Origin of the sequence: Nocardioides speluncae, from assembly GCF_003121585.1 — a bacterium.
Taxonomy (GTDB): domain Bacteria; phylum Actinomycetota; class Actinomycetes; order Propionibacteriales; family Nocardioidaceae; genus Nocardioides; species Nocardioides speluncae.
In genome coordinates this window covers 19,303-39,785 of sequence record NZ_QEOO01000035.1, presented here as the reverse complement: position 1 = coordinate 39,785, position 20,483 = coordinate 19,303, and the positions used below count along the sequence as shown (strand labels likewise).

The 20,483-nt window shown below is 70.1% G+C and carries 13 protein-coding genes; 8 read left to right on the top strand and 5 right to left on the bottom strand.

From position 1 onward, the window contains the following. The first annotated feature begins 337 nt into the window (after nt 1–337). The 4 genes from DDV73_RS28835 to DDV73_RS29500 all read left to right on the top strand — a co-directional run bounded on the left by DDV73_RS28835 (nt 338) and on the right by DDV73_RS29500 (nt 8,390). A complete protein-coding gene (locus tag DDV73_RS28835; RefSeq protein WP_206050939.1) occupies nt 338–3,853 on the top strand; it encodes a pre-peptidase C-terminal domain-containing protein in 3,516 nt (1,171 codons plus the stop codon). A gap of 84 nt (nt 3,854–3,937) precedes the next feature. Continuing rightward, complete coding sequence (locus DDV73_RS29225; protein WP_109508616.1) at nt 3,938–5,635, top strand: M28 family metallopeptidase; 1,698 nt, start codon at nt 3,938–3,940, stop codon at nt 5,633–5,635. 151 nt (nt 5,636–5,786) lie between these two features. Then, nucleotides 5,787–6,611, top strand: coding sequence for a S1 family peptidase (locus DDV73_RS17830; RefSeq protein WP_240617344.1), 825 nt, complete (start codon nt 5,787–5,789; stop codon nt 6,609–6,611). A gap of 87 nt (nt 6,612–6,698) precedes the next feature. Then, nucleotides 6,699–8,390 carry a TerD family protein gene (locus tag DDV73_RS29500; protein WP_109508615.1) on the top strand — a complete coding sequence of 564 codons (1,692 nt, stop codon included), beginning with the start codon at nt 6,699–6,701 and terminating at the stop codon, nt 8,388–8,390. 87 nt (nt 8,391–8,477) lie between these two features. Here the strand turns inward: DDV73_RS29500 and DDV73_RS17820 are convergent, their stop codons facing one another. Together DDV73_RS17820 and DDV73_RS17815 are read right to left on the bottom strand one after the other, a co-directional pair. Beyond that, the gene (locus DDV73_RS17820) at nt 8,478–8,780 is read right to left on the bottom strand and encodes a TFIIB-type zinc ribbon-containing protein (protein ID WP_240617343.1); all 303 of its coding nucleotides are present in this window, start codon (nt 8,778–8,780) and stop codon (nt 8,478–8,480) included. Nucleotides 8,781–8,821: 41 nt separating this feature from the next. Then, a complete protein-coding gene (locus tag DDV73_RS17815) occupies nt 8,822–9,769 on the bottom strand; it encodes a phosphotransferase family protein (protein WP_109508614.1) in 948 nt (315 codons plus the stop codon). A gap of 65 nt (nt 9,770–9,834) precedes the next feature. Between DDV73_RS17815 and DDV73_RS17810 the strand changes: the two genes are divergently transcribed. The 4 genes from DDV73_RS17810 (at nt 9,835) to DDV73_RS17795 (ending at nt 16,885) form a co-directional block, all read left to right on the top strand. Further along, nucleotides 9,835–11,190, top strand: coding sequence for a DUF2252 domain-containing protein (locus DDV73_RS17810; RefSeq protein WP_240617342.1), 1,356 nt, complete (start codon nt 9,835–9,837; stop codon nt 11,188–11,190). A 137-nt stretch (nt 11,191–11,327) separates the two neighbouring features. Continuing rightward, the gene (locus DDV73_RS17805; RefSeq protein WP_109508612.1) at nt 11,328–14,486 is read left to right on the top strand and encodes a choice-of-anchor U domain-containing protein; all 3,159 of its coding nucleotides are present in this window, start codon (nt 11,328–11,330) and stop codon (nt 14,484–14,486) included. A gap of 68 nt (nt 14,487–14,554) precedes the next feature. Then, nucleotides 14,555–16,360, top strand: coding sequence for a DEAD/DEAH box helicase (locus tag DDV73_RS17800; protein ID WP_109508611.1), 1,806 nt, complete (start codon nt 14,555–14,557; stop codon nt 16,358–16,360). A gap of 123 nt (nt 16,361–16,483) precedes the next feature. Then, nucleotides 16,484–16,885 (top strand): DoxX family protein, encoded by a 402-nt coding sequence (locus tag DDV73_RS17795; RefSeq protein WP_109508625.1) that lies wholly within the window; start codon nt 16,484–16,486, stop codon nt 16,883–16,885. Between the two features lie 8 nt (nt 16,886–16,893). Here DDV73_RS17795 and DDV73_RS17790 read toward each other — a convergent pair whose 3' ends face one another. The 3 genes from DDV73_RS17790 to DDV73_RS17780 are packed head-to-tail and all read right to left on the bottom strand — an operon-like array spanning nt 16,894 to nt 20,432. After that, nucleotides 16,894–17,901, bottom strand: coding sequence for a hypothetical protein (locus DDV73_RS17790; RefSeq protein WP_109508610.1), 1,008 nt, complete (start codon nt 17,899–17,901; stop codon nt 16,894–16,896). Between the two features lie 36 nt (nt 17,902–17,937). After that, nucleotides 17,938–18,747, bottom strand: a complete 810-nt coding sequence (locus tag DDV73_RS17785; RefSeq protein WP_109508609.1) for an SDR family oxidoreductase — start codon at nt 18,745–18,747, stop codon at nt 17,938–17,940. Beyond that, nucleotides 18,744–20,432 carry an FAD-binding dehydrogenase gene (locus DDV73_RS17780; RefSeq protein ID WP_109508608.1) on the bottom strand — a complete coding sequence of 563 codons (1,689 nt, stop codon included), beginning with the start codon at nt 20,430–20,432 and terminating at the stop codon, nt 18,744–18,746. Before DDV73_RS17780 ends, DDV73_RS17785 begins: the two co-directional genes overlap by 4 nt. Between the last annotated feature and the right edge of the window lie 51 nt (nt 20,433–20,483).

Here is a 20,483-nt window from a genome sequence, read left to right as displayed (position 1 = left end):
AGCACAGCAGAGCGGGGCGGTCGTCACCTTCTGGTGGCGGCCGCCCCGTCGTCGTTCCCGGGCATCGCCATACAAGAGACCATCCAGAGACTGACCCAGGGGGACCCCAGCCATCCAGGACGATGTGACCCCGGTCACCCGCTGAGCGGGTGACCATTTCCGGCCATGCCGGATTTGGACAGCAACTTCTCGTTGACCCGCACTTCGCGGCTTGTCAATGTACGCGCCAGGTCGCTCCGGCGAATTATCGCCGGAGCGGCCATCCACCGGGCCTCCGCACAGGGGAATGGATGCCACCGCTGGACTCGCCGGAGTCCACATCTCGAGGGAGTGTGCGTTGAAGAAGAAGTTACTCGGTGGCGTGGTTGCCGCCGGACTTACCGTGGCCACACTGGGCGCGTTGCCGCTCGGTGCCGAGGCCGGGAACTCTGTGAAAGCAAGCACGGCGCTGACCGCGTCCGAGCGGGCCAAGGAGTCCGGCCGCAACCTGATCAAGAGCAAGGCGCCCCAGCTGAAGGTGAGCTCTCACGAGATCTTCACCGCCGGCGAGGTCACCTCCGCCAACAACGGCGCCCTCCAGTACGCGCCGTTCCAGCGCAGCTACAAGGGCCTCGAGGTCGTCGGCGGTGACTTCGTGGTCACCACCAACAGCAAGGGCCAGATCCTCTCCACCTCGGTCGCCCAGAAGACCAAGATCGGCAGCCTCTCGGTCCGCCCGGCCGTGTCCGCCGACAAGGCCGCCTCGGTCACCAAGGCCCAGGTCTCCAAGGTCGTCAAGACCACCAAGCCGAAGCTGGTCGTCTGGGCGCTCGCCGGCAGCCCGCGGCTCGCGTGGGACGTCTCGGTCAGCGGCGAGAAGGCCGGCAAGGACGCGATCAAGCAGGTGTACGTCGACGCCGCCAGCGGCAAGGTGATCCGCTCGGTCGACGTCCTCGCGCACGGCGAGGGCACCGGCTACTACAACGGCCCGAACCCGCTGCCGATCACCGTCAGCCAGTCCGGCACGACGTACTCGATGGCGCACCCGAACATCAACGGCTTCGTCTGCCAGAACGCTGCCGGCAACACCACCTTCTCCGGCCCGGACGACAAGTTCGGCGACGGCCAGCAGACCAGCCGTGAGACCGGCTGCGCGGACGCGTACTACGCGGTCGAGCAGGAGAACGCGATGCTGAGCGAGTGGCTCGGCCGCGACTCCTTCGACGGCAGCGGCGGCGCCTGGCCGCTGCGGGTCGGCCTCGACGACGTCAACGCCTACTACTGCCCGCAGAACCCGCTCTGTGGCGGCGAGCAGGTCCAGATCGGCCACAACCAGGCCGGCGCCAACAACTGGATCAGCTCGATGGACGTGGTCGGCCACGAGATGGGTCACGGCATCGACCACCACACCGGCTCCGGCGGTGTCTCCGGCGGCAAGACCCAGGAGTTCGTCGCCGACGTGATGGGCACCCTGACCGAGTTCTACGACAACCAGGGCAGCACCTTCGACCCGCCGGACTACACCATCGGCGAAGAGGTCAACCTGGTCGGCGCGGGCCCGATCCGCGTGATGTACAAGCCGGACACGGTCTCGGGTCACCCGAACTGCTACTCGGCGTCGCTGCCGTCCAGCGTGCACGCGGCGGCAGGTCCCGGTAACCACTGGTTCTACCTGGCGGCCGAGGGCTCGGCCCCGGGCGGCGGCAAGCCGAACAGCCCGACCTGCGACGGCTCCACCGTCACCGGCATCGGCATCCAGAAGGCCGGCAAGATCTTCTACAACGCGATGCTGTCGAAGGCCTCGAACGCGTCGTACCCGAACTACCGGGTGTGGACGCTGACCGCGGCCAAGAACCTGTACCCGGGTTCCTGCACCGAGTTCAACGCGATCAAGGCCGCCTGGACCGCTGTCAGCGTTCCGGCGCAGACCGGTGAGCCCACCTGCACCACCTCGGGCAACACCGTGACCGTGACCAACCCGGGCAACAAGACCGGTGTCGTCGGCACCGCGGCCACCCTGCAGATGACCGGCTCGTCCTCGGGCGGCGGCGCGCTGACCTGGTCGGCCACCGGCCTCCCGGGCGGCCTGTCGATCAACGCCACCACGGGTCTGATCTCGGGTACGCCGACCACGGCGGGCACCTACAACGTGACCGTCACCGGCAAGGACTCCACCAACGCCCAGGGCACCGCGAGCTTCACCTGGACGATCACCGGTGGCGGCAACCCGAGCCCGGTCACGCTGGCCAATGCCATCGCGCTGAACAACTGCTCGGCGGCGCTGGTCCGCTACCCGTCCTCGCAGGCTGGGGACAAGGCCCTGATGCTGACCAACGGTCACTGCTACGAGGGCGGCTTCATCGACCCGGGCGTGCACTACGTCGACCGCGCGAGCACCCGCTCGGGCACGCTGCTCAAGGCCGACGGCACCTCCGCCGGCACGGTCACCTCCGAGCGGCTGATCTACGCCACCATGACCGGCACCGACGTCGCGCTCTACCGTCTCAACGAGACGTTCTCCGCGCTGCAGACCCGGACCGGTGGCACGCCGTACACGATCGCCGACGCCAAGGCCGCGAACGGCATCGAGATCACCATCCCGTCCGGCTACCACAAGCGGATCTGGGACTGCTCGCTCAACGGGTTCACCGACCTGCGGGAGAACGGCTGGAACTGGAAGGAGTCGCTGCGGTACAACGCGGAATGCGACACCATCCCCGGCACGTCCGGCTCGCCGATCGTGGGCGACGTCAGCGGTGAGGTCGTCGGCATCAATAACACGGGCAACGAGAGTGGCGAGATGTGCACCCTCAACAACCCGTGCGAGGTGGCACCCGACGGCACCACCACGGCCCACCAGGGCCAGAGCTACGGTCAGCAGACCTACGTGATCAACACCTGCATCAACAGCAGCCGGGCGCTGGACCTGACCCTGGCCGGCTGCAAGCTGCAGGGCGCAACGCCGCCGACGAACACCGTCACCGTCACAAACCCGGGCAACCAGACCGGCACGGTGGGCACGGCCGCGAGCCTGCAGATCCAGGGCTCGTCGTCCGGTGGTGGCGCGCTGACCTACACGGCCACGGGTCTTCCGACCGGTCTGTCGATCAGCACCTCCGGCCTGATCTCCGGTACGCCGACCACCGCGGGCACGTTCAACGTGACCGTGACCGGCAAGGACTCCACCAACGCGTCCGGCTCGACCACGTTCACGTGGACGATCTCGAGCGGGCCTGGCGGTGGGACCGAGCTGCAGAACGGCGTCCCGAAGACCGGGATCTCCGGTGCGGCCGGGTCGAACCAGACCTTCACGCTGCAGGTGCCGGCCGGTGCGACGAACCTGAAGTTCGTCACCTCGGGTGGCACGGGCGACGCCGACCTGTACGTGAAGTTCGGCTCGGCGCCGACCACCTCGTCGTACGACTGCCGCAGCTGGGGCTCGTCGAACGCCGAGACCTGCAACATCGCCTCGGCGCAGGCCGGCACGTACCACGTGCTCGTCCGCGGCTACTCGGCCTTCAGCGGCCTGTCGCTGACCGGTAGCTTCACGCCGCCGGGCACTGGCAACGTCCTGCAGAACGGCGTCCCGAAGACCGGGATCTCCGGTGCGGCTGGCTCGAGCCAGACCTTCACGCTGCAGGTGCCGGCCGGTGCGACGAACCTGAAGTTCGTCACCTCGGGTGGCACGGGCGACGCCGACCTGTACGTGAAGTTCGGCTCGGCGCCGACCACCTCGTCGTACGACTGCCGCAGCTGGGGCTCGTCGAACGCCGAGACCTGCATCATCGCCTCGGCACAGGCCGGCACGTACTACGTGGTGGTCCGTGGCTACACCGCCTTCAGCGGACTCTCGCTGACAGGCAGCTTCAGCTAACAGGGAGCAACACACCGACGGGGCGGTCGTTCTGCACAGCAGGGCGGCCGCCCCGTCCCATACCCACTTCGCCAGGAGGGAAATATGCGTATCCGTTCTCGTGCCGCGGTGGCCGGTGCGGCGCTGGCCGTGGCCGGCACCGTGCTCACCGCCGGGGCTGGTCAACCGGCCGCCGGGGAGCCACAGCTCGCCGACTCGCCCGACATCTCGGTCACCAACACCAAGGCGCACCTCGATGCGCTCCAGGGCATCGCCAACGCCAACGGCGGCAACCGCGCCACCGGCCGGACGGGCTACCGCGCGTCTGTCGACTGGGTGAAGGCCAAGCTCGATGCTGCCGGGTTCACCACGACGGTCCAGGAGTTCACGACCGGCACCCTCGGCACCACCAAGTCCTGGAACGTGATCGCCGAGTGGCCGCACGGCGACGCCAACCACGTGGTCATGACCGGTGCCCACCTCGACAGCGTCAGCTCGGGGCCGGGCATCAACGACAACGGCACCGGCAGCGCCGGCGTACTCGAGACCGCGCTCGCCTTCGCGGCCAGTGGGAAGACCACGAAGAACCGGCTCAAGTTCGCGTTCTGGGGCGCGGAGGAGCAGGGCCTGGTGGGCTCGAAGTACTACTCGGCGCAGCTGCCGCAGTCGGAGAAGGACAAGATCGAGCTGTACCTCAACTTCGACATGATCGGCTCGCCCAACCCCGGCTACTTCGTGTACGACGACAACCCGGCCGGCGACGCCGCGCGTGACCAGCTCACGGCGTACTTCGACGGCAAGTCGATCCCGTGGGAGTACATCGACGTCCAGGGCCGCTCCGACCACGCGTCGTTCCGCGCCGCCGGGATCGCGACGTCCGGCACCTTCACCGGCGCCGAGGGCCGCAAGACGTCGGCGCAGGTCGCGAAGTGGGGCGGCACGGCCACGGCCTTCGACCCCTGCTACCACGCCGCGTGCGACGACATCGACAACCTGGACCTGACCGCGCTCGACCGCAACATCGACGCGATCGGGCACATGGTCTGGCTGTATGCCGACAAGGACTACGGCACCACCCCGCCGCCGACTCCGGGCTGCACGCAGACCAACGGGACCGACGTCGGGATCGGCGACAACACCACGGTCGAGTCGGCGGTGATTGTTTCCGGCTGCTCGGGCAACGCGTCCGCCACGGCCAAGGTGGCGGTGAACATCGCGCACACCTACATCGGTGACCTGAAGGTAGACCTGGTCGCTCCTGACGGGTCGGTGTACGTGCTGCACAACCGGACCGGTGGCAGTGCCGACAACATCAACACGACGTACACGGTGAACCTGTCGTCGGAGGTCGCCAACGGCACCTGGAAGCTGCGGGTCAACGACAACGCGGGTGGCGACACCGGCAAGATCGACACCTGGACGCTCACCACCGGTGGCGGTGGCACCACTCCGCCGCCGACGTGCGCGGCGCAGACCAACGGCACCGACTTCGCGATCGCGGACAACGCCACCGTGGAGTCGCCGGTGACCATCGCCGGCTGCACCGGCAACGCCACGGCAACCGCCAAGGTCGCGGTCAACATCCAGCACACCTACATCGGTGACCTCAAGGTCGACCTGGTCGCGCCGGACGGCACCGTGTACGTACTGCACAACCGTGCGGGTGGCAGCGCCGACAACATCAACACGACGTATACCGTCAACCTGTCGTCGGAGGTCGCCAACGGCACCTGGAAGCTGCGGGTCAACGACAACGCGAACCAGGACACCGGGAAGATCGACACCTGGACCCTCACTCCGTAACAAAGGACGCCGTCATTACCTGGCGGTAACCGCGTCTCTTCTGTAGGTCGGTCCGGCTCTGCGCCATGCACGGGGTGCATGCAGAGCCGGGCCGGCTTCAGTTGTCCGCGGCGGTCATTCACCACAACACGAGATCACCGAGGAGAGAACTGTGAAACCGACCCGACTCGCCGCCAGCCTGCTGGGCGTGGTCGCCGCGGCCGCGTTCGCCGTACCGACCGCCGTACCTGCCGCGGCTCAGCCTGCTTCCGACCAGGGCGCGGCCGCCGTGACCCTCGCGTCGACGATCAAGCTCAGCAACTGCTCGGCGTCGCTGGTGCGCTACCCGTCCTGGGCGATGATGCTGACCAACGGCCACTGCTACGAGAAGGGCTTCCTGGCCGCCGGCCAGGTGCTGGTCAACAAGCACAGCAGCCGGACCGGCATACTGCTCGATGCCAACGGCGGTGAGCTCGGCACGCTGCGCGCCGACAAGGTGCTGTACGCGACGATGACCGGCACCGACGCCACGCTGTACCGGCTCCGCGACACCTTCGCCTCGATCCAGACCAAGTACGGCGCCACCCCGCTCACGCTCTCGGCTTCGCGGCCCGCCGACGGCATCGCGATCACGATCCCGTCCGGCTACTGGAAGCGGATCTGGAACTGCCAGGTCGACGGCTTCACCAACCTGCGCGAGCACGTGTGGAACTGGACCGACTCGATCCGGTACGCACCCGGCTGCGACACCATCGGCGGCACGTCCGGCTCACCGGTCGTCGACAACGCCACCGGCCTGGTGGTCGGTGTCAACAACACCGGCAACGAGAACGGCGAGATGTGCACGCTGAACAACCCGTGTGAGGTCGCGCCCGACGGGACCACCACGGTCCGGCCCGGCATCTCCTACGGCCAGCAGACTTACTGGTTCATGACCTGCCTGGACGCCAGCCGCAACCTCAACCTCGACAAGCCCGGCTGCCTGCTGCCGAGCTGACAGACCTGGTCCGGCCCGGCCCTCGACCACCCCAGTGGTGGCGGGGCCGGGCCGTTCTGCTTGCGAAGGTGGAATAGGGTCCGGCGCATGGTGTTCAAGGGGCTATTGGGTGGCGGCGCGGACGTCGAGACCACCCTTCACAGTGCACAGGTCCAGCCGGGCGGCACGGTCGACGGCGTGGTCAACGTCAGGGGCGGCAAGACCGACCTCAACATCAACTTCATCGAGCTCGCGCTGATCGCGCGGGTCGAGGTTGAGACCGAGGACTCGGAGTACGACGCCAACGTCGTCACCTACAAGAACCGGATCAGCGGAGGGTTCCGGCTCGACGACGGCGCCTCGCACCAGGTGCCGTTCTCGCTGGCGCTGCCGTGGGAGACGCCGTTCAACCTGATCGGCGGCCAGCAGCTGCACGGCGTCCGGGTCGGGCTGCGCACCGAGCTCGACATCGCCCGGTCCGTCGACAAGAAGGACGTCGACCCGCTGACCGTGGTCGCGCTCCCGGCGCACGAGGCGATCCTCGGCGGCCTGCTGCAGCTCGGCTTCCGGCTGAAGGGCTCCGACCTCGAGCGCGGCCGGCTGTCCGGCTCGCCGCTGCCGTTCTACCAGGAGGTGGAGTTCGCTGCGGCGTCGCAGTACCGGTCGAAGCTGAACGAGCTCGAGGTGAAGTTCGTCGCCGGCCCGTCGTCGATGGACGTGGTCCTGGAGATCGACCGGAAGACGTTCTTCGGTGGCTCGACCGATCGCTCGAACCGGTTCCGCGTGGACTACGCGTCGGTCGGGCAGGACTGGGCCGGCATCCTCGGCCAGCACCTCAACCAGATCCTGGGCGGCGGCGTCTTCGCGGCCGTCACCGGGCACGTCGCCAGCCACGCCCAGCCCGTGATGCAGGCGCCGCCTCCGCCTCCGCCTTCGCCGCCGGCTCCCGCCGGCTATCCGCCGGCGCCACCTGCTCCGCCAGCTGCTCCTGGTGGGTACCCGCCGGCTCCGCCCGCGGCCCCGCCGGCGGCACCGCCTGCCGCACCGCCAGCTGCTCCGGGCGGCTACCCGCCCGCGCCGCCGCCGTACGACCCGACGGCTGCGCCTGCCGCTCCTCCGCCGCCCCCGCCGCCCCCGCCGCCCCCGCCGGCACCTGCCGCTCCGCCGGCGTCGCCCGCTGCCCCTGCTGCCCCAGCTGCTCCGCCGGCTGCTCCACCGGCTCCCGCGGCGCCGGCCGGTGGCGGGATCAACCTGTCGAAGGGCGGCAACGTCAACCTCAGCAAGGACGCACCCGGGCTGCAGTCGGTCTCGGTCGCACTCGGCTGGGACGTCGGCGCGCTGGGCGCCGACATGGACGCTTCCGCCGTACTCCTCGACACGAACGGCCGGGCGCTGTCCGACGCGCACTTCGTGTTCTTCAACAACCTGGCCAGCCCGGACGGCTCGGTGCGGCACATGGGCGACAGCTCCGGCGCCGGCGTGGGCATCGACGAGCAGATCCTGGTGAACCTCAGCGCCTGCCCGCCCGAGGTCGACCGGGTCGCGTTCCTGGTGTCGATCCACGACGGCCAGGCGAAGGGGATCAGCTTCGGCCACGTCGCCGCCGCGAACATCCGGGTGGTCAACCAGGCCGACGGCCGCGAGCTCGCGCGCTACGACCTGACCGAGAAGGGCGGCGAGACCGCGATGATCTTCGGCGAGCTCTACCGCAACGGCGCCGACTGGAAGTTCCGCGCCGTCGGCCAGGGGTACGCCGAAGGCCTCACCGGCGTCCTCCGCAGCTACGGCCTCGGCGTCTAACTTCGCCGACCGGGCACTAATGGTCGGCAGGAATGCAGCGACCGGGCACTTCTCGCGGATGCGAGGAGTGCCCGGTCCGCGTTCGTCTCAGGAGGAGAAGAGCATCTGGGCGAAGCTCTTGTGCTTGCGCGGGTGGCCGTAGTGCGGCTGCTGGTGGCCCCAGCCCGGCTGGGCGTAGCCCTGTGCGGGCGGCGGGGGCGCGGGGGCGGCCGGCGGAGGCGGCGGCGGGGCCGCGGCGTACTGGGTCTCCGCGCGCGAGATCGACTCGAGCTCGCCGTAGTCGAGGAAGATGCCGCGGCACGAGTCGCACTGCTCGATGTGCACGCCGGCGCGGTTGTACGTGCGCATCATGCCGGGGCACTTCGGGCACTTGATGGTCTGCTGGTTCACGGGATCAGATCCCCCTTCATTGGTGCCCTCCAACTGGTGGTTCAGGGCGTTCCCGGCAGCATAGCCACGGCGGCCATGCGCCGACACGACTCCACGAGGAGCAGCTCCACCTCGTCCGGTTCTCGCTCCTCACGCGCGGCCTTCACCAGACCCTGCGCGGCGGCCTGGACCGTGAGCGTGCGCGCCGGCAGGTCGAGCGCCGGCCACGGATCACCGGTCGGCGGTACGGCGGGACCGCCCGCCGCGCGATAGGTGTCGAGGAACTCCGCCCAGGTGTCGGGCGCCAGCAGCCCGAGTGCGAACCAGGACGCCGGCCGCGCCAGATCCCAGACCGGGTCGCCGACCCCGAGGTCGTCGACATCGATCAGCCGCCACGCCCTGTCGACCCGCAGCAGCTGCCCGAGGTGCCAGTCGCCGTGGGTGAGGTGGAGGGAAAGGCCGACAAGGTCAGGTTTCCCCGGCTGACCGGGGAAACCTGTCAACCAGTGAGGCAGGAGTGACCAGGCGTGCGTGACCGCGTCGGCATCTGCCCGGCCTATGCCCGGCGTGGTGGACAGGCGGTCGAGGGCGCGGCGGGCGCGGGCGTGGCCGCCGTGCGGCGGGAGGCCAGGCGCGGGCGAGGCGACGTGCAGGCGCGCGAGGAGCTCGGCGGCGGCAGTCCACGGGACGTCGTCGGGACGGGCCGGGTCGACCGGCGTACCGGCCGGCCAGAGTGTCGCCACCCGGTCGCCGAGCGCCGCCACCCCCGGCGCCGCCACCGCCCAGCCGGCCGGCACACCGAGCGACGCGACCATCACGTCCGGCAAGGCCGACGCCGCGGCCAGCCGCCGCGACAAGTCCGCAGGGTCGGTCCGGGTGGCGTGCTGCTTGACCACGACTTCTCCCAGCCGCAGCACCGTCCCCTCCGGACGGTCGGCCAGCACCTCGGCAGAGCCGGTGCCGCCAGCAGCGGCAGCCAGTGCCCGCAGCTGGTTTTGGTCCGGCCTCATTCGGCAAGTATCCAGCGACGCCCTCTCGGGTCCTGAGAGGATGCCGAACAGAAATACGGGGAGAGATGACGGAGGGGCTCATGGGGGAGACCGAGCGGCCGCTGGCGGCGTACTGGATAAGCGCGGACGACGCCTGGCGGCAGGGACGCGACCTGCGGAAGGTCGTCGAGCACGCCGACCAGGCCCAGTTCACCCTTGCCGACGACGACCGGCCGAGCGTCGAGGCGTTCCTGGAGCAGAGCAACCAGGGCCGGGTGCCGGAGCTGCTGCCGATGCGCCACGAGCGGATGGCGGTCGACCCGTTCGCGTTCTTCCGCGGCTCCGCCGGGCTAATGGCCTTCGACCTTGCCCAGGACCCGGCGACCGGCCTGCACGGCCAGATCTGTGGCGACGCGCACGCCGCCAACTTCGGCCTCTACGGCACTCACGACGGCCGGATCGTGATGGACATCAACGACTTCGACGAGACCGTGGTCGGTCCCTGGGAGTGGGACGTGAAGCGGCTCGCCGCCAGCCTGGTCCTCGCCGGCCGGGTGAGCGGCGCCGACGCCGACTCGCAGGAGAAGGCCGCGCGGCACGCGGTGCGCGCCTACCGCAAGGCCGCCAAGCACCTCGCCGAGATCCCGTTCCTCGACTCCTGGACCGCACTCGGCGACGAGTCCGCGATCAGCCGCGCGGCGGCCGAGGAGCTCTTCGACGACTTCGACAGGGCCGCGGCCAAGGCCCGCCGCAACACCAGCGAGAAGGTCGCCACCAAGCTGGTCAGCCGCAACGGTGACGGCCAGTGGCGCTTCGTGCCCGACCCGCCGATCCTGACCGCGGTCGACGACGCCACCAAGCAGGCGGTCATCGACGCAGCCCAGGAGTACGTCGCCACCCTGCGCGGGCCGCGCCGCCGGCTGCTGGCCCGGTTCCAGCCGTGCGACGTCGCGATGCGGATCGTCGGCACCGGCAGCGTCGGGCTCCGCGCGTACGTCGTACTCCTCCAGGGCAACGACCAGGAGGCACTGATCCTGCAGGTCAAGCAGATGACCGATTCCGCGCTCGCGCCGTACCTCTCGCTGGAGCCCGCGTACCACGAGGGCCACCGGGTGGTGCAGGGCGCGCGGCTGGTGCAGGTGGAGACCGATCTGCTGTTCGGCTGGACCACCATCCACGGGGCGCCGTACATCGTCCGCCAGTTCCGCAACCGCAAGGGCGAGATCGACCCGACCGTGCTGACCGACGACCACCTCGACGACTACGGCCGGCTGGCCGGCTCGCTGCTCGCGCGCGCCCACACCCGCTCGATCGACCCACGCGTGCTCGCCGGGTACTGCGAGGACGGCAAGGAGCTGGACCACGCGATCGCGGCGTACGCCGTCGCCTACGCCGACCAGGTCGAGCGCGACCACGCCGCCCTGCTCGACCTCCTCGCCTGACCCGACTCGCCTGACCCGACGACCCCGGGCAAGTTTTCGGCAAAGTCGCCACGGCCGGTCTCGGGGGTCGCTACATTCGAGGGGCTCGGCCCTCGGGAAACGGATGGCCGAGCTTTCTGCGTCATGGGGAGATTGCGATGTGGGGACTGGCTCTCGCAAGACGGTTCGTGGTCGGAGTGGGAGTGACGGTGCTGGCGGTCGCCGTGGTCGTCGTACCCACCCAGCAGGCAGTGGCCGCCGGGTTCGCGGTGAACAGCACCGAGGACCTGCCGGATGCCAATCCCGGCAACGGCGTCTGCGCGGCGGCCGGCGGGGCGTGCACGCTCCGCGCCGCCATCGAGGAGACCAACGCGCTCGCCGGTAGCGACACGATCACCGTCCCGGCGGGCACCTACCCGCTGGCCGAGCAGCTGGTCATCGAGGACTCCGTCCAGGTCACCGGTGCGGGCATGACCGCCACCGTCCTCGACGGGCAGGACGCCGCCGAGGTGCTGCGGATCCGCACGACCGAGGCACTGGTGTGCGACTCGGTCAACGACCGGGTGCGCAGCTTCGACCGCCACGGCGTACTCAACAGCACCCTCATCCCGTCCGGGAGCGGCGGCATCGACAACCCGATCGACCTCACCACGCGCAACGACGGCGAGCTCTACCTGACCGGGTTCACCTCGGGCGTCCACCGGTACCCCGCGGACGGCCCGCCCGGCGCGCTGTTCACCAACCCGGCGCCGCTCGGCCCGACCTCGGCGGCATTCGGCGGCGAGCCGGTGGGCTTCGACCTCTTCGCCACCGAGTTCCAGCCGGGTGGCGGCATCAAGCGGTACGACCGCGCGACCGGCAACCTGGTCGGCACCTTCGTGACCGCCGGCTCGGGCGGCCTCGCCTTCCCGAACTCGATCGCGTTCCAGGGCGACCATCTCTACGTCACCTCGACCGGGACCCACGAGGTACTGAGGTACGACGCCGAGACCGGCGCGTTCGACACGGACTTCGTGCCGGCCGGCTCCGGCAGCCTCGCGACGCCCCGCAACCTGCTCTTCCACGACGGCTCGCTCTTCGTCAGCAGCGAGGCCAACGACAGGGTCCTGGAGTACGACGCCACCACCGGCGCCTTCGAGGGGGCCTTCGTCGAGGCGGGCGCGGGCGGTCTGGACGAGCCGAATGACCTGTCCTTCGGACCCGACGGCGACCTTTACGTCATCTCGGGCGGCACGAAGCAGATCCTGCGGTACGACGGCCAGACCGGGGCCTTCAAGGACGTCTTCCTCGACGGCGGCACCAGCACGATGGACACGCCGTCGTGCATCGTGTGGCGGGACGGCCTCGGCGAAGGCCCGATCGCCAGCATCCACGGCATGTCCCTCGCCAACGGCCAGGCCAGCCTCGGGAGCACCGCCGGCCTGATGGTCGACGACGGATCAACGCTTACCGCCACCGAGGTGTCGATCCGCGACAACGACTCCTCCAGCTTCGGCGGCGGCGTGCAGAACTGGGGCAACCTCACGCTGCGCCGCTCCGAGGTCGTGGGCAACGTCTTGCCGGAGGGCGGCGGCGGCCAGACCTCGCAGGGCGGCGGGATCTTCAACGCCGGCATCCTGGACCTGGAGAAGTCGCTGGTCGCGAACAACTACGCGACCCGCGGTGGCGGCATCTCCAACGTCAACGAAGGCCGGATCGACATCCTCGACAGCACGATCTCCGGCAACACCGCGAACGGTGCCGGCGGTGGCATCCGCAACGTCGTCGACGGCCGGATCAACATCAGCTTCTCCACCATCACCGGCAACGAGGCCAACGCGCCCGGCGGCGACGGCGAGGCGGACCGGCTCGGCGGCGGCATCTTCAACAGCGCGACCGCGCGGATCTCGATGGCCAACACGATCCTCGCGGAGAACACCGACAACCGGTCGTCGTTCCAGGACGGCTACGCGCCGGACTGCTACAGCACCGCCGCCCACCACTTCGTCTCCGAGCGCGACAACCTGGTCGGCATCCTGACCGACAACTGCGACTTCAAGGACGTCATCTTCGGCGACGACCGGTTCATCGACTCCGGCACGGCCGAGGACCCGCTCGACCCCCTACTCGGGTCGCTGGCCTTCAACGGCGGGCCGACCCGGAACCACGCGCTGCTCGCCGGCTCGCCGGCCATCGAGGGCGACGTCGCGGTCACCAGTGCGACCTTCTTCGACTGCGGCGACCAGGACCAGCGCACCCAGCCGCGGCCGATCGACGGAGACACCGACGGGTTCGCGCGCTGCGACCTGGGCGCCTTCGAGTTCCAGCCGCCCACCGACGGTGACGGCGTCCCGCCGGCCGTGGAGGACGGCGCGCCGAACGGCGGTGACGGCAACGCCGACGGGATCCCGGACCGGCTCCAGCCCGGCGTCACCTCGCTGCCCGTCGGCGCGGGCGAGGGCTACGTGACCGCCGAGGCGAGCGAGGGATCGGTGCTCACCAACGTCACCACCGGGCCCGGCGCGGCGCCGCCGCCCGGCGTGCTCCTGCCGTACGGCGTCATCGGGTTCACCGTGACCGCGGACCCGACGGCGACCGTCACGCTCACCTTCCCCGAGGGCGACGAGCCGCTGACGGCGTACCGCAAGTTCGGATCGACCGAGGCGGACCCGGCGGACCATTGGTACGACTTCGCCTGGGACGGTACGACCGGCGCGACGCCCGCTGGCAACGTCGTGACCCTGCACCTGCGCGACGACCAGCGCGGCGACGACGACCTGACCGCCAACGGCGTGGTCGTCGACCCGGGCGCGCCCGCCGTCGCCGACACCGACAGCGATGGCCTCTCCGACGCCACCGAGGCCGACCTCGGCACCGACCCGACCGACCCCGACTCCGACAACGACGGACTCGACGACGGCGAGGAGGTCCTGGAGGTGGGCACCGACCCGCTGGACGCCGACTCCGACGACGACGGGCTCGGTGACGGCCTCGAGGTCGACGTCACCGGGACCGACCCGCTCGACTCGGACTCCGACGACGACGGTCTCCCCGACGGCGAGGACCCGTCGGTCGCGGCGGACTACGTGGCGGCACTGCCGGTGGGCGCGTTCAAGGCTCCCGGTCACCAGGCTGCGATGCTCGCCCAGCTGGACAGCGCGGAGGGGTTCGCCGCGGGCGGCGAGCCGGCGAAGGCCGCCGCCGTGCTGACCAAGCTGCGGGTACACGTCGACGGATGCGGCACCACCGCGGACAACAACGACTGGATCGGCTCCTGCTCGGCACAGGCCGACCTGCGGGCGATCATCGACGCCCAGGTCGCAGCGCTAACGACATAAGACGACGTAACCGGACTCACCGCGCCGGAGAATCTTCGGCGAAGGCCGCGAGCCACTACCGTTAGGTCGTGAGTGAGGACGCAGTGACCCTGGAAGATGACGCAGTGAGCACGACCGACGAGCCCGACGCCGGCCCAACTTTCGCCGAACTCGGACTCGACGACACGGTGCTCAAGGCGCTGCGCGACGTCGGCTACGAGTCGCCGTCCCCGATCCAGGCAGCGACCATTCCGCCGCTGATGACCGGCCAGGACGTGGTCGGCCTGGCACAGACCGGCACCGGCAAGACCGCGGCGTTCGCGCTGCCGATCCTGAGCCGGCTGGACCTCAAGCAGAAGACCCCCCAGGCGCTGGTGCTCGCGCCGACGCGTGAGCTGGCGCTGCAGGTCTGCGAGGCGTTCGAGAAGTACGCCGCCCACCAGCGCGGCGTCCACGTCCTCCCCGTGTACGGCGGCCAGGGGTACGGCGTGCAACTCTCGGCGCTCAGACGCGGCGTACACATCGTCGTCGGCACGCCCGGCCGGATCATGGACCACCTCGACAAGGGCACCCTCGACCTGACCGAGCTCCGGTTCCTGGTCCTGGACGAGGCCGACGAGATGCTCAACATGGGCTTCGCCGAGGACGTCGAGACGATCCTGGCCGACACCCCGGAGACCAAGCAGGTCGCGCTGTTCTCTGCCACGATGCCGGCGCAGATCCGGCGGATGTCGAAGCGCTACCTGCACGACCCGGTCGAGATCACGGTCAAGAACAAGACCGCGACGGCGCCCAACATCACCCAGCGCTACCTGTTCGTGTCGTGGCCGCAGAAGGTCGACGCGCTGACCCGGATCCTCGAGGTCGAGAACTTCGAGGGCATGATCGTGTTCGTCCGCACCAAGCAGGCCACCGAGGAGGTCGCCGAGCGGCTGCGTGCCCGCGGCTTCTCCGCGACCGCGATCAACGGCGATGTCGCCCAGGTGCAGCGCGAGCGGACCGTCAACCAGCTCAAGGCCGGCAAGCTCGACATCCTGGTCGCCACCGATGTCGCCGCCCGCGGACTGGACGTCGAGCGGATCAGCCACGTGGTCAACTTCGATATCCCGACCGACACCGAGTCCTACGTGCACCGGATCGGCCGCACCGGTCGTGCCGGCCGGTCGGGCGACGCGATCTCGTTCGTCACCCCGCGCGAGCGGCACCTGCTCAAGCACATCGAGAAGGCCACCCGGCAGCCGCTCACCCAGATGCAGCTCCCGACCGTCGAGGACGTCAACGTCAAGCGGCTGATGGGCTTCGACGACGCGATCACCAAGGCCCTGGAGACCGAGCAGGTCGAGCAGTACCGCGACATCGTCGCCCACTACGTGCGCAACCACGACGTGCCCGAAGTCGACGTGGCGGCCGCGCTGGCCGTCGTACTCCAGGGCGACACCCCGCTGCTGCTGGAGCCCGAGCCGGAGCGCCCGGCTCGCCGGGAGCGCGAGTACGCCGACCGCGGGGGCCGCGACGACCGAGGCGAGCGTCCCGCCCGGCGCGACCGGGCGCCGCGCTCGGACAAGCCGATGGCGACGTACCGGATCGCGGTCGGCAAGCGACACAAGGTCGAGCCGCGGCAGATCGTCGGCGCCATCGCCAACGAGGGCGGGCTGAGCCGGCACGACTTCGGCCACATCCAGATCCGTCCCGACTTCTCGCTGGTCGAGCTGCCGGAGAAGCTGCCGCCCGGCGCCTGGGACAAGCTGCAGTCGACCCGGATCAGCGGCAAGCTGATCGAGCTGCAGGTCGACAAGGGCGGCCGGCCGGCCGGCGGCTTCAGGAGCGGCCCCAAGGGGCCGGACGAGCGCTCGGCCAAGGACAAGAAGCCGCGGCACAAGAAGCCCCGCGACTGACGCTGGCCGAAACTCGTCCAAATTCGGCCAAACCAGGCCGCGCACGGCGAGGTAGTTGAGCGCTAACCTTGATTTCCGCGGCCCTGTCGGCGGGGCCCCGATCGACGCCACTTGGAGGCCTCGATGGAAATCGTCTTCCTGATCGCCCGCATCCTTTTCGCCGCTCTCTTCCTCGGCTCCGCATTCGCTCACCTCACCCAGACCGAGGCGATGGCCGGGTACGCCGGGTCCAAGGGTGTGCCCCAGCCCAAGCTCGCCACCCAAGCTGCGGGAGTCCTCATGCTCGTCGGTGCGCTGTCGGTGCTGCTCGGCGTCTGGGGCGACCTCGGCTCGCTGTTCCTGGTGGCCTTCCTGGCCCCGACTGCGGTGATCATGCACAACTTCTGGAAGGAGACCGACGCGACCAACAAGGAGATGGAGATGGTCCAGTTCCTCAAGGACGTCGCCCTCGCCGGCGCCGCCCTCGCCTTCTTCGTCGTCTTCCGCGCCGACCCGGACCTGACCATCACCAGCTCGCTGTTCTGAGGCCAGAGTTAGGCGAGGTCGGCGAGCCGGCGGCGGAGTCGGTCGGTGGCCGGGCGCTCGCCGAGCTCCTCGTGCAGCGCGATCGCCCGCTCGAGGTGCGTGCGGGCGGCCTGGTGGTCCGTCCTGGCCGCCGCCACCTCGGCCGCGGTCGCCTCCAGGTCGGCGCGCAGCGGTGGGCTGTGCATCACGGCTACTGCAGCGCGGACTCGTTCCAGGTGCGCCAGCGCGCCGTCGGCGTCGCCCCGCCGGGCCAGGACCCGCGCCGCCGTGCCGTGGACCACGGCGGTCCCCGGACGGTGCTGCGGCCAGCCGTCGATGGTGTCCACGGCAACGCCGAGGTAGGCGTCGGCCGCATCCGGGTGGCCGAGCTCGACGGCCACCTCCGCGCGCCGTGCCAGGGCAGAGGCGATATCGAGGTGGCTGCTGGGCGAATCCGAGCGGAGCAGCCGCACCGCCTCGGCGAGCAGCCCGTCACTCTCCGCGTAGGCGCCCTGCCGTGCCCGGAGGGCGCCGAGCGCGTCCAGCCGCAGGGCTTCGTGGAGGTCCGCCAGCTCTCGTTGCTCCAGAAGCTCCTCGGCGAGGTCGTCCTCACCGCACTCGACGGCGATCCGGGCGCGGAGAATCCGTGGGAGTCCCTCGTCCGGGACGTCCGCCAGGATCGCGATCGCATCCGGGTAGCGGCCCACCTGAGCGCGGCAGCTGGCCAGCAGCCACCGCGCGAGAGTCAAGGTCTCCGGCGTGGCGTCGGGCGTTCGCCCGGCCTCGTCGAGGAGCCGCTCGGTGGTCGCGAAGTCTCCGCAGGCCAGGCTCGCCATCGCCTGCCCGCAGAGGAAGGGGGCTCGGTCGCGGCCGCTGGGGACCTTGGCGGACCGAGCCTCCTCGTAGCGGCCGTCGTCCAGCAGCCTGTTCAGCTCGCGTAGCGGTCGCGGCAGCCTCGACCGGTAGCCGGCGTACGCCACGGCCGCCACGAAGGCGACCACAGCGCCGACCGTGGTTGCCACCTCGACCCAGTACACGGGCGAAGTCTCGCACCCGGCACGGCCGGGCTGACGCTAGAGGCCGTGCTTGCGGTGGATGACGCGCTCGACGGTGCCGCGGGGGAGCAGGCGCTTGAGGGCGAAGACGACGGGTGCGTTCGAACCGACGCCGTACAGCGGCGCGGGCCTGGCCGCCACGACCGCCTTCACCACCACCGCCGCGACCGCTTCGGGGCTGACCCCGGTGGTCTCGTTGGCGTCGAGCTTCGCCGAGACGGTCGCGTAGTCGGCGGCGTACGGCGAGCCGTCGCCACCGAAGCGGGTGCGGCGCTCGCTGATGCCGGTGTTGATCGAGCCCGGCTCGACCGTCGACACCCCGATCCCGAACGGCGCCACCTCGCGCCGCAGCCCCATCGCGAAGCCCTTGATCGCCGCCTTCGATGCGGTGTAGCCGGACCGGTATGCCATCGGGAAGCTTGCCTGCATCGAGCCGATCATCACGATCCGCCCGAAGCCGCGCGACCGCATCCCGGGCAGCACCGCCTGCGTCAGTCGGACCGCGCCGAAGACGTTGAGCTGGAAGTGCCGCTCGAACTCCTCGGCCGGCACCTCCTCGAACGCCCCGACCTGGCTCTCGCCCGCGTTGTTGACGAGTACGTCGACGGGACCGGCCGCTGCCGCGCAGGCCGTGATCGACGTCGGGTCGGTGAGGTCGAGCGCCAGCCACTCCACGCCGTCGACGGCCGGCGCGGACGCGGGCTTCCGAGTGGTGCCGAGCACCCGGTACCCGCGCGCCACGAGCGCCGATGCGATCGCCTGGCCGATGCCGGAGGACGCGCCGGTGACTAGCGCGACCTTCCGGTGGTCGAGCTTGTCGAGACTCACTTCAGAGCCTCGGCCAGCGCCAGCCCGGCCGCGCGGCCGGAGAAGATGCAGCCGCCGAGGAAGGTGCCCTCGAGAGCGTTGTAGCCGTGCACACCGCCACCGCCGAAGCCGGCGACCTCGCCCGCGGCGTACAGACCGGGGAATGCGGTCCCGTCGGGCCGCATCACCTGCGAGTCCAGGTTGGTCTCCAGGCCGCCGAGGGTCTTGCGGGACAGGATGTTGAGCCGTACGGCGATCAGCGGGCCCTTGGCGGGGTCGAGGATCTTGTGCGGCTTGGCCACGCGCATGATCTTGCCGGTGCGGTCGCGGCGGCCGTTGTGGATCGCCATCACCTGCGCGTCCTTGGTGAAGCCGTTGTCGATCTGCCGGTCGCGGTCCTCGATCACGGTGCGGATCTTCGCGGCATCGAGCACCCGACCGCCGCGGGCGATCTTGTTCATGCCGTCGACCAGCTCCTCGAGCGAGTCCGCGACGATGAAGTCCTCGCCGTGCTCCTTGAACGCCTCGACCGGGCTGGTGGCGCCCTTGGCCAGCCGCTCCTTGAGCATCAGCTTGATGTCCTTGTCGGTCCAGTCGGGGTTCTGCTCCGAGCCGGACAGCGCGAACTCCTTCTCGATGATCGACTGGGTGAGGATGAACCACGAGTAGTCGGCGCCGGTCGCCAGGATCTGCTTCATGCTCCCGATCGAGTCGGCGCCCGGCACGCCGGACATGCCCTCCAGCCGCTTGCCGTCTGCGTCGAACCACATCGACGACGGGCCGGGCAGGATCCGGATCGCGTGGTTCGGCCAGATCGGGTTCCAGTTGTGGATGCCCTCGACATAGGCCCACATCCGGTCCCGGTTGACGATCCGGCCGCCGGCGCTCTCCGTGATCCCGAGCATGCGGCCGTCGACGTGTGCGGGTACGCCGGCGATCATGTGCTCGGGCACCGGGCCGACGCGGTCCACGGGCCAGTTCTTGCGCATCAGGTCGAAGTTGTGGCCGATGCCGCCCGAGGTCACGATCACGGCGGCCGCGCGATGCTCGAACTCGCCGACCTTCTCCCGCGACGTCGCGACGCCCCGCTCGGCGTCGGTCTCCTCCAGCAGGCTGCCGCGGACGCCGACCGCCGTACCGTCTTCCACGATCAGCTCGTCGACCTGGTGCCGGAACGCGAACTTCACCAGCCCGCGCGCCTCGGCCGCCTCGACCGGCTCCTTGAAGACCCGGACCACCTCGGGGCCGGTGCCCCAGGTCAGGTGGAAGCGGGGCACCGAGTTGCCGTGGCCGCTGGCCCGGCCGTCGCCCCGCTCGGCCCAGCCGACGAAGGTCAGCGACTTGAGCCCGAGCTCGCGCAGGTAGTCGCGCTTGGTGGTGGTCGCGAAGTCGACGTACGCCTCCGCCCAGCGCCGCGGCCACACGTCCTCGTCGTCGAGCCGGTCGAACTGCGCCGAGCCCAGCCAGTCCTGCCAGGCCAGGTCGCGGGAGTCCTTGATCCCCATCCGGCGCTGCTCCGGCGAGTCGACGAAGAACAGCCCACCGAGCGACCAGAACGCCTGGCCGCCGAGGTTGTTGCGGTTCTCCTGGTCGAGGACCAGCACCTTGCGGCCGGCCTTGGCGAGCTCGTGGGTCGCGACCAGGCCGGCGAGGCCGTGGCCGACGACGATGACGTCTGGGGCAAATTCGGACAACTCGGAAGTCATAGGCAGCAGCCTAACGCAACTTAGAGAGCAAGTACTCTCTAAGTTCGGAGG

Excerpts from the sequence above, each read along its gene's own strand:
- DDV73_RS29500 (WP_109508615.1), top strand. The coding sequence starts at position 6,699 with ATGGTGTTCAAGGGGCTATTGGGTGGCGGCGCGGACGTCGAGACCACC.
- DDV73_RS17780 (WP_109508608.1), bottom strand. The coding sequence starts at position 20,432 with ATGACTTCCGAGTTGTCCGAATTTGCCCCAGACGTCATCGTCGTCGGC.
- DDV73_RS17805 (WP_109508612.1), top strand. The coding sequence starts at position 11,328 with ATGTGGGGACTGGCTCTCGCAAGACGGTTCGTGGTCGGAGTGGGAGTG.
- DDV73_RS17815 (WP_109508614.1), bottom strand. The coding sequence starts at position 9,769 with ATGAGGCCGGACCAAAACCAGCTGCGGGCACTGGCTGCCGCTGCTGGC.
- DDV73_RS29225 (WP_109508616.1), top strand. The coding sequence starts at position 3,938 with ATGCGTATCCGTTCTCGTGCCGCGGTGGCCGGTGCGGCGCTGGCCGTG.
- DDV73_RS17795 (WP_109508625.1), top strand. The coding sequence starts at position 16,484 with ATGGAAATCGTCTTCCTGATCGCCCGCATCCTTTTCGCCGCTCTCTTC.
- DDV73_RS17810 (WP_240617342.1), top strand. The coding sequence starts at position 9,835 with ATGACGGAGGGGCTCATGGGGGAGACCGAGCGGCCGCTGGCGGCGTAC.